This window comes from Pseudokineococcus sp. 5B2Z-1 (assembly GCF_037482305.1).
GTDB lineage: Bacteria > Actinomycetota > Actinomycetes > Actinomycetales > Quadrisphaeraceae > Pseudokineococcus.
Genome location: NZ_JBBHZG010000008.1, coordinates 96,414 through 105,963 on the forward strand (window position 1 = coordinate 96,414; position 9,550 = coordinate 105,963).

Consider the following 9,550-nt stretch of genomic DNA (forward strand, 5'->3'; position numbering starts at 1 on the left):
TCCGGGGGCGGGGCTCCGAGGACAGGGGGCGGTGGTGCGGCGCAGGGGGCCGCACCACCGCCCCGTCGGCCCTCCCGCGGGTGGAGGATCACCTCCGTGGACGCGCAGCAGGACCAGCGGGGGCACGAGCGGGGTGTCGTCGACGTGGCCGACGAGGCCGAGCTGAGGGCGCTCGTCGGTGAGCCGTCGACGGGCGCCGTCCGCAAGGAGCGGAACCGCCTGCACGACCTCGACCGGGCCTGGCTCGCGGCGTCGCCGTTCTGGCTGCTCGCGACCGCCGGTGCCGACGGCACGTGCGACGTCTCCCCGAAAGGCGACCCGGCGGGCTCCGTCCTCGTCCTCGACGACCGGACGGTCGCCCTGGCCGAGCGCCCGGGCAACCGGCGGGTGGACGGCTTCCGCAACGTCCTCGCCAACCCGCACGTCGGCCTCCTCTTCCTCGTGCCGGGCCGCGGCGACACCCTGCGGGTCAACGGGCGCGCCCGTCTCGTGCGCGACGCCCCCTGGTTCGACGACCTCGTGGTCGAGGGCCACCGGCCCGTGCTCGCGCTGCTCGTCGAGGTGGAGCAGGTGTTCCACCACTGCTCCAAGGCCTTCCTGCGCTCGCACCTGTGGGACCCGGGGACCTGGGACCCGGACGCCCTCCCCGCCCGCCCCCGCATCGCCCGCGCGCTGGAGCGCCCCGAGGCCTCGCTCGAGGAGCTCGAGCGCTACTACGGCCCGTCCTACGCCGACGGCCTGTACCGGTCCTGACCACCGCCGGGGTGCGACTCCCGCACAGCGACCTGCGCAGCACGCCGAGAGCGCGCACCGCACCCGCCTGACCTGCGGTGACGCTGAGCGACAGGCCCGTCTGCAGGTCGCTGTGCGGACGACGCCGGCGGCGACGGCTCGCCGGGCGCCCGTACGGTGCCGCTCGTGACCTCTCCCGGCGCCGACCTGCCCCTGCACGGCCCCGAGCCCTCGGCCTCGCCGCAGCCGTACCCGCCGGCCCGGCGCGACGACGTCGTCGAGGCGCTGCCGGCGGCGGACCCGGTCGCGCGGGTGGCGGACCCCTACCGCTGGCTCGAGGACGCCGCGGGCGAGGAGGCCCGGGCCTGGTCCGCGGCGCAGGACGCCCTCCTCGCCGAGCACCGCGCCCGCTGGGCCGGCCGCGACGAGGCCGAGGAGAGGCTCCGCGGGCTGCTCGGGTCGGGCTCGGTCGGCGTCCCCGTGTGGCGCGGCCAGCGCCGCTTCTCCACCCGTCGCGAGCCCGGCGGCGAGCACGCGGTCCTCCTCGTGCGCGAGCCGGGGACCGACGGCGCCGAGGTCGAGCGGGTCCTCGTCGACCCGGCCGCCCTCGACCCGAGCGGGCTGACGACGCTCGACGCCTGGCAGCCGAGCCTCGAGGGCGACCTGCTGGCCTACCAGCTCTCCGAGGGCGGCTCGGAGGAGAGCGTCCTGCGCGTGCTCGACGTGGCGACCGGCGAGGTCGTCGACGGGCCGGTCGACCGCGCCCGGTACTCCCCCGTCGCCTGGCTCCCCGGCGGGGGCGCCTTCTACTGCGTGCGGCGGCTCGCGCCCGAGCTCGTGCCGGACGGCGAGGAGCAGTTCCACCGCCGCGTCGTCCTGCACACCGTCGGCGCCCCGGAGTCCGAGGAGGTGGAGGTCTTCGGCGCGGGGCGCGACCTGCGCACCTACTACGGCGCCTCGGTCTCCCGCGACGGGCGGTGGCTGTCGGTCACCGCAGCGATCGGCACGGACCCGCGCAGCGACGTCTGGCTCGCCGACCTCGGCGAGGGCTCCGCCGCCGCGGCCGCTCCCCCGCTGCGCGAGGTGGTCGTGGGCGAGGACGCGAGCACCTCGGCGCGGGTCGGCCGCGACGGGCGCCTGTACGTCGGCACCGACCTGGGCGCGCCGCGCGGCCGCCTCGCCGTCGCCGACCCCCGCGATCCCGGCCCGGACGGGTGGCGGGACCTGCTCGCCGAGCGCGACGACGCCGTCCTCGAGGGCTGGACGGTGCTCGACGGCCCCGAGCTCGGCGACGCGCCCGTGCTGCTGGCGGCGTGGACGACGCACGCCGTCAGCCGCGTGACCGTCCACGACCTGGCCGACGGCGCTCTGCGCGCGGAGGTCGTGCTGCCCGGCACGGGCAGCGTCGGCGGGCTCGTCTCCCGCCCGGAGGGCGGCCACGAGGCGTGGTTCACCTTCACCGACCCGACGACGCTGCCGCACGTGCACCGCTTCGACGCGCGCACGGGCGAGGTCGAGGTCGTCGAGGGGCCGCCCGGGGCCCTCGACGCCGCCGAGCCCGACGTGCCGACGACGACGCAGCAGCTCGAGGTCACGAGCGCGGACGGCACCACGGTGCGGGTCCTCGTCACCGCCCGCGCGGACGCGCTGGACGACGCCGGCGCGCCCCTCGCGAGCGCCCCGCTCGTCCTCTACGGCTACGGCGGCTTCGGCGTCTCGCTGCGCCCGACGTGGTCCGCGACGACGCTCGCCTGGGTCCGCTCGGGCGGCGTGTGGGCCGAGGCCGGCCTGCGCGGCGGCGGGGAGGAGGGCGAGGAGTGGCACCGCGCCGGCATGGGCCCGCACAAGCCGCGCGTGTACGAGGACCTCGAGGCGGCCGCCGACGCCCTCGTCGACCGCGGGTGGACGACGCGCGAGCGCCTCGGGATCTACGGCGGCTCGAACGGCGGGCTGCTCGTCGGGGCGGCGCTCACCCGCCGTCCGGACGGCTACCGCGCCGTCGTGTGCTCGGCGCCGCTGCTCGACATGGTCCGCTACCAGCTCCACGGCCTCGGCCGGACGTGGGCCGGGGAGTACGGCGACGCGCAGGACCCCGAGCAGCTCGGCTGGCTGCTGGCGCACTCGCCGTACCACCACGTGCGCGCCGACCAGCCGTACCCGGCGACCCTCTTCACCGTCTTCGACGGCGACTCCCGCGTCGACCCCCTCCACGCCCGCAAGACGTGCGCGGCGCTGCAGGCGGCGACGTCGCGCCCGGTCGACGAGGCGCCCGTCCTCCTGCGCCGCGAGGCCGACGTCGGCCACGGCGCCCGGTCGCTGAGCCGCTCGACGGGGCTCACCGCGGACGTGCTCGCCTTCCTCGGCCACCACCTCGGGCTGGACGTCGCGCGGGTGCCGTGACCCCGCGCTGACAGCTCGCCGACGTCGACCGGGGACGCGGAGACGTGCGGACCGGCCGGGTCCGCACGGCTGCGCGTCCCCGGTCGCGGGCACCTCACGCCTGCGGCCGCTCCGCCTCCTCGGCGGCCGTCCGCGCCGCCTCGAGGCGGCGCTGCAGCTCGCGGGCGTCGTCGGCGGGGACGCCGGGCAGGTCGATCGTCTCCGCGAAGCGACCGCCGGGTCCCCGCAGGTGGGTCGACGGGTGGAAGGTGTCCGGCGGCCGCACCTCGGCGACGGACGACCACGGCGTGAGACGCCCGCGGCCGACCAGTCCGACGCGGCGCACGCCCTCGGGCTCGAGCCGGACGTGCATGCGCGCCGCGACCAGGAGGCCCAGGCCGCCCTGGAGGAGCCACATGGCTCCGAGCACCTTCGGGAAGCTCGCCGAGAGGTCGAGCACGAAGGACACCAGCAGGGCCGCGCCGCCGATGACGACGAGAGCCTTCAGCCATCGCCTCCCGACCTGCTGCTGCGGGTCCTGGAAGCGCTGCGGCAGACCGCCGACGTCGACGAGCAGCGGCGGGGCGGCCTCCCCGTCGGCGGGCTCCGTCACGTCGTCTGCGCCGCTCTGGCCCGGGCCTCGACGAGCCGGCGCTGCAGCTCGTCGGCCTGCTCGGCCGTCATCCCGACGAGCGCCACGGGCACGTCACCCCCGCGGGTGCCCCGGATCTCGGCGAAGCGCAGCCATCGGCTCGGTGGGCGGACCTCGGCGACGCGCGACCAGGGACGCAGACCACGCCCCAGACGCGTGCTCGCGAGCCGGTAGCCCGTCGGCTCCATGCTCACCGCGAGGCGAGATCCCAGCACCGCAGCAAGCACGCAGAGCATGATCTGCCCCACCAGCAGCGCGACGCGCGTGGTGCTCGCGTCCACGCCGCCGACGAGCACGAGCGCCAGCTGCAGGGCAGCGAGCGCCGCCATCGATCCCCACAGCCACGGCATCCACCGCGCCTGCGAGGTGCGCCAGACCCGCGGCAGCCCCTCGAGATCGACGACGACGGACGGCTCGTCGTCGCTCCGCCTCCCCCGCGCCACGACCGCGATCATGGCGCGCGCCCGCCGGGACGCCGCGTCGAGGACCGGACGCCACCCGACCGGGTGACACCCCGACCGCCGCGCGCTCCTCCCCTCCCGGGGCGACCATGGCGGGCATGACGAGCAGCGCGGAGCAGGCGGCGGGCACGTCCGGGGCCGGGCGGGGCGTCGAGGGACCGGGGGACGGCGACCTCGGGGGCAGCGAGAACCGCGGGGCGGATGTCTCCCCCGACGCGACGGCGGTCGACCCCGCCGTCACGGCGCCGGGCGAGGGCGGCGAGGCGCCGCTCGTCCTCGTGACCGGCGTCACCGGGTACATCGGCGGGCGCCTGGTCCCCCAGCTGCTCACGGCCGGCTACCGGGTGCGCGCGATGGCGCGGCGTCCCGAGCGCCTGCAGGACCGCCCCTGGTACGACGACGTCGAGCTCGTCGACGCCGACGCCAACGACATCGACCAGGTCAAGGACGCCCTGCACGGGGTCGACGTCGCCTACTACCTCATCCACTCGCTCGGCTCCGGCAAGGACTTCGAGCAGCTCGACCGGTACACCGCGCGCACCTTCGTCACGGCGGCGCGCGACGTCGGCGTCGGGCGCGTCGTCTACCTCGGCGGCCTCTACCCGGAGGGCGAGCACCTCTCCGAGCACCTCGGGTCGCGCAAGGAGGTCGGCGACATCTTCCTGGCCTCCGGCGTCGACTCGGTGGTGCTCAAGGCGGCCGTCATCATCGGCTCGGGGTCGGCGTCCTTCGAGATGATGCGCAACCTCACCGACCTGCTGCCCGCGATGGTGACGCCGAAGTGGGTCGGCTCGAAGATCCAGCCGATCGCCGTCCGCGACGTGCTGCGCTACCTCGTGGGCGCGGCCCGGCTGCCGGAGGGCACCAACCGCGGCTTCGACATCGGCGGTCCCGACGTCCTCACCTACCGCCAGATGATGCAGCGCTACGCCGCGGTCGCCGGGCTCAAGCCGCGCGTCATCGTGCCGCTGCCCGTGCTCACGCCGGGCCTGGCGTCGCACTGGACGGGCATGGTCACGCCGGTCCCGAAGAAGATCGCCCGCCCGCTGATCGGCAGCCTCGTGCACGACGTCGTCTGCAAGGAGGACGACATCAAGCAGTGGGTGCCCGACCCCGAGGGCGGCCTCATCGGCTTCGACGAGTCCGTGCGGCTGGCTCTGACGAGGATCCGCGACTACGAGGTCGAGACGTCGTGGCGCTCGGCGAGCCTGCGCGGCGCGCCCAGCGAGCCCCTGCCCACCGACCCCGACTGGGCGGGCGGCCGTCTCTACGTCGACGACCGGAGCACGACCGTCGACGCGCCCCCCGAGCACCTGTGGGCGGTGCTCCAGGGCATCGGCGGCGACAACGGCTGGTACTCCTTCCAGCTCGGGTGGTGGACGCGCGGGGTGCTCGACCAGGTCTTCGGCGGCCCCGGCCTGCGCCGCGGCCGGCGCGACCCGCTGCACCTGTCGGTCGGCGACGCCCTCGACTGGTGGCGGGTCGAGGCCATCGAGCCCGGGCGGCTCGTCCGGCTGCGCGCCGAGATGCGCCTGCCCGGGCTGGCGTGGCTCGACCTGTCGGTGGAGACGGGCGCCGAGGCGAAGGAGGCCGGGCGCATCGGCCGGGAGGCGGCGGACGACGCCGTGGTCTTCCACCAGCGCGCGCTGTTCCACCCCCGCGGGCTGCCCGGGCGCCTGTACTGGACGGGCATCGTGCCCTTCCACGCGGTCGTCTTCGGCGGCATGCAGCGCAACGTCGCCCGCGCCGCCGAGGAGGCCTACCGGCGCAACCCCGACGCCGGCGCGCTCCTGCGCGACCAGGCCGCCGCGGAGGGGCGGACGGCGAGCGCCGCCTGAGCCCTCCGCCCCCAGAGGGCGACGTGTGGCCATGTCGCCCCCCGTCGCCTCCGCAGGGGGCGATGTGCGGCCATGTCGCCCCCGGCGCCGCAGCCGAGGGCGACATGGCCACACATCGCCGCAGGGGCCCGCACTCGCAGGGCCATATGGCCACACGTCGCCCCGCGGGGCGGGGCGGCTGGGGCGGCCGAGGTGGTGCGGGAGACTGGGGCACGTGCGCATCCAGGGACCGGGCGGCCAGGGCACCTTCTACGACGCCGTCGGCGGGCACGACACCTTCGTGACGCTCGTCGACCGGTTCTACGACGGCGTCGCGGGCGACGACGTCCTGCGGCCCATGTACCCCGAGGAGGACCTCGAGGCCGCGCGGGTGCGCCTGCGGATGTTCCTCGAGCAGTACTGGGGCGGTCCGACGACGTACTCCGAGGAGCGCGGCCACCCCCGCCTGCGCATGCGGCACGCGCCCTTCGCCGTGGGCCCGGTGGCCCGTGACCGGTGGCTGCTCCACATGCGGGCGGCGGTGGACTCCCTCGACCTCCCGCCGCTGCTGCACGCCGAGCTGTGGGACTACCTCGAGCGGGCGGCGCACAGCGTGCTCAACACCTTCGACGGCTGACCGCTGCGGCCGCGGCGGACGGGCCCGCGGCGCCGTCGCCCGCCCTAGCCTCCGCGCATGAGCAGCGGCTGCGACGTCGTCGTCGCGGACGGCCGGGTGCTGCGCGTCCACGACAGCGGCCCGCCCGGCGCACCGGGGCGCGCTGACGGCGTCACGCTCGTCTGGCACCACGGCTCCCCGCAGACGGGCGCGCTGCTGGAGCCCGTGCTGGCGGCCGCGGCGCCGCGGGGGCTGCGCGTCGTCTCCTACGGGCGTCCCGGCTACGGCGGGTCCACCCCGCGGCCGGGGCGCGACGTGGCGTCCGCGGCGGAGGACGTCGCGGCGGTCGCGGACGCCCTCGGGCTCGACCGTCTCGTCGTCGTGGGCGCGTCCGGCGGCGGGCCCCACGCCCTCGCGTGCGCGGCCCTGCTGCCGGACCGCGTCGTCGGCGCCGTCTGCCTCGCCGGGCTCGCGCCCTTCCGGGACGAGCGCTGGTGGTTCGACGGCATGGCGGACGACGCCGCGCTGCGGGCGGCGGCGCGGGGGCGGGACGCCCGGCTGCGGCACGCCGAGCACGACGCCTTCGACCCGTCCTGCTTCGTCGACGCGGACTGGGAGGCCCTCGCGGGCCCCTGGGCCGACCTCGGCGCGGACGCCCAGCGCGCCGGCGCGGAAGGCCCCGGCGGCCTCGTCGACGACGACGTCGCCTTCACCCGCGACTGGGGCGTCGACCTCGCCGACGTGCGGCCCCCGGTGCTCTGCGTCCACGGCGACCGCGACCGCGTCGTCCCGCCGGCGCACGGCCGCCGCCTCGTCGACGCGCTCCCGCGGGGGGAGCTGTGGACCAGGCCCGCCGACGGCCACGTCTCCGTGCTCGCGGCGCTGCCCGCGGCGCTCGACCGGCTCCTCGAGGTGGCCGGGCCCTGAGTCCAGAGGGCCTCGGCTCAGGGCCCGGCGGGCCGAGCCCCGGGCCCGTCCGGAGCCCGGGCGCGTGCCGGGCGCCCCCTCCGGCGCCGGTAGCCTCACCCCGCGTGACGACGACCGACGCCGCCCCCGCGCCCGCCGCCGACCCGACGCCCGACGAGGCCCCCAGCAGCGCCCCCAGCAGCGCCCCGGAGGGCGTGAGCATCGCCGGTGGCCGCGGCGAGTGGTGGCGCTCCGCGGTGGTCTACCAGGTCTACCCGCGATCCTTCGCCGACTCCGACGGTGACGGCATGGGCGACCTGCCGGGCATCACCGCCCGCCTCCCCCACCTCGCCGAGCTGGGCGTCGACGCCCTGTGGCTCTCGCCCTTCTACACCTCGCCCCAGCACGACGCGGGCTACGACGTCGCCGACTACCGCGACGTCGACCCGCGCTTCGGCACGCTGGCCGACGCCGATGCCCTCGTCGCCCGCGCCCACGAGCTGGGCCTGCGCGTCGTCGTCGACCTCGTGCCCAACCACACGTCGTGGGACCACGCGTGGTTCCGCGCGGCCCTCGCCGCCGGTCCGGGCAGCCCGGAGCGGGCGCGCTACCTGTTCCGCGACGGACGCGGCGCGGACGGCGAGATCGCGCCGACGAGCTGGCGCTCGGTCTTCGGCGGCCCGGCGTGGGAGCGCGTGACCGAGGCCGACGGGCGCCCCGGCCAGTGGTACCTGCACCTCTTCGACGTCTCCCAGCCCGACCTCGACTGGACCAACCCCGAGGTCGTGGAGGAGTTCCAGGACGTCCTGCGCTTCTGGCTCGACCGCGGCGTCGACGGCTTCCGCGTCGACGTGGCCCACGGCCTCGTCAAGGCCGACGGCCTGCCCGAGTGGGACGCCGCGACGGAGATGATCACCGGGACGCTGGCGGGGATGAACGGCGAGTCGCGCACGCCCCCGCCGATGTGGGACCAGGAGGGCGTCCACGAGGTCTACCGCCGGTGGCGCGCCGTCCTCGAGGAGTACGAGGGCGACCGCATGCTCGTCGCCGAGGCGTGGGTCGACCCGGTCGAGCGGCTCGCGCGCTACGTCCGCGACGACGAGATGCAGCAGGCCTTCAACTTCGCCTACCTCGTGGCGCCGCTGGACGCCGCGGCGCTGCGCGCCCAGGTGCAGGAGACGGCGGCCGCCATGTCCGCCGTCGGCGCCCCGCCCACCTGGGTGCTGAGCAACCACGACGTCGTCCGCCACACCACGCGCTTCGGGCTCGACCTGGCCGGCGGCAACCCCGACGGCCTCGGCGCCGACGACGAGCAGCCGGACCCGGCCGTGGGCCTGCAGCGCGCCCGCGCGGCGACGCTGCTCATGCTCGCTCTGCCGGGCAGCGCCTACGTCTACCAGGGTGAGGAGCTGGGCCTGCCCGACGCGGTCGTGCCGGACGAGGCCCGCCAGGACCCGTCGTGGGAGCGCACGGGCCACGAGACGAACGGCCGTGACGGCTGCCGGGTCCCGATCCCGTGGGAGGGCGACGCGCCGTCCTTCGGCTTCGGCCCCACGGCGGCCTCCTGGCTGCCGCAGCCCGCCGTCTACGGCGAGCTCGCGCTCGACCGGCAGCGCGACGTCCCCGGCTCGACGTACGAGATGTACCGGGCGGCGCTGCGCCTGCGCCGCGAACTGGCGCTCGGCTCCTCCACCGGGCTGTCGTGGCGCGCGCTCGAGGGCCCGGACGGGCAGGTCCGGGGCGAGGAGCACGGCGTCCTCGCCTTCCGCAGCGCGGGCGCCCTCGTCGTCGCCAACCTCGGCGAGCAGCCCGTGGCGCTCCCGGCCGGCGCCGAGGTCCTCCTCGTCAGCGGTGACCTGCAGCGCGACGACGAGGCGCGCCTGCTGCCGCCGATGACGACGGCGTGGCTGCGCGAGGAGTCCCCCGCGAGCGCCTGAGGACCATCGCTCGCACGCAGGGGGGCGGCCGGGGTCATCCCCGGCCGCCC

The 9,550-nt window shown here is 77.0% G+C and carries 8 protein-coding genes; 6 read left to right on the plus strand and 2 right to left on the minus strand.

Features of this window, described 5'->3' with window-relative positions; genetic code table 11:
• Positions 1 to 96: 96 nt before the first annotated feature.
• Both WDV85_RS16130 and WDV85_RS16135 read left to right on the plus strand, forming a co-directional pair.
• Positions 97 to 753: a pyridoxamine 5'-phosphate oxidase family protein gene (locus tag WDV85_RS16130; RefSeq protein WP_339571595.1), complete on the plus strand. Its 657-nt coding sequence runs from the start codon at positions 97 to 99 to the stop codon at positions 751 to 753.
• 165 nt (positions 754 to 918) lie between these two features.
• Positions 919 to 3,132 (plus strand): prolyl oligopeptidase family serine peptidase, encoded by a 2,214-nt coding sequence (locus tag WDV85_RS16135; protein WP_339571596.1) that lies wholly within the window; start codon positions 919 to 921, stop codon positions 3,130 to 3,132.
• Positions 3,133 to 3,226: 94 nt separating this feature from the next.
• Here WDV85_RS16135 and WDV85_RS16140 read toward each other — a convergent pair whose 3' ends face one another.
• Both WDV85_RS16140 and WDV85_RS16145 read right to left on the minus strand, forming a co-directional pair.
• Positions 3,227 to 3,724, minus strand: a complete 498-nt coding sequence (locus WDV85_RS16140; protein WP_339571597.1) for a PH domain-containing protein — start codon at positions 3,722 to 3,724, stop codon at positions 3,227 to 3,229.
• On the minus strand, positions 3,721 to 4,206 hold the full coding sequence (locus WDV85_RS16145; RefSeq protein ID WP_339571598.1) for a hypothetical protein: 486 nt from the start codon (positions 4,204 to 4,206) through the stop codon (positions 3,721 to 3,723). The genes WDV85_RS16140 and WDV85_RS16145 overlap by 4 nt, the downstream gene beginning before the upstream one ends.
• 116 nt (positions 4,207 to 4,322) lie before the next feature.
• On the opposite strand from WDV85_RS16145, the gene WDV85_RS16150 reads away from it, so the two are divergent.
• The 4 genes from WDV85_RS16150 (at position 4,323) to WDV85_RS16165 (ending at position 9,500) form a co-directional block, all read left to right on the plus strand.
• Entirely contained in the window at positions 4,323 to 6,062 is a 1,740-nt protein-coding gene (locus WDV85_RS16150) for an SDR family oxidoreductase (RefSeq protein WP_339571599.1), read from the plus strand.
• Between the two features lie 205 nt (positions 6,063 to 6,267).
• Complete coding sequence (locus tag WDV85_RS16155; RefSeq protein ID WP_445263367.1) at positions 6,268 to 6,678, plus strand: globin; 411 nt, start codon at positions 6,268 to 6,270, stop codon at positions 6,676 to 6,678.
• Positions 6,679 to 6,735: 57 nt separating this feature from the next.
• Positions 6,736 to 7,584 (plus strand): alpha/beta fold hydrolase, encoded by an 849-nt coding sequence (locus tag WDV85_RS16160; protein WP_339571601.1) that lies wholly within the window; start codon positions 6,736 to 6,738, stop codon positions 7,582 to 7,584.
• A 194-nt stretch (positions 7,585 to 7,778) separates the two neighbouring features.
• A complete protein-coding gene (locus WDV85_RS16165) occupies positions 7,779 to 9,500 on the plus strand; it encodes a glycoside hydrolase family 13 protein (protein ID WP_445263368.1) in 1,722 nt (573 codons plus the stop codon).
• Positions 9,501 to 9,550: the final 50 nt, after the last annotated feature.

Coding starts and splice junctions, on each gene's coding strand:
- WDV85_RS16150 (WP_339571599.1), top strand. CDS start 4,323: ATGACGAGCAGCGCGGAGCAGGCGGCGGGCACGTCCGGGGCCGGGCGG.
- WDV85_RS16160 (WP_339571601.1), top strand. CDS start 6,736: ATGAGCAGCGGCTGCGACGTCGTCGTCGCGGACGGCCGGGTGCTGCGC.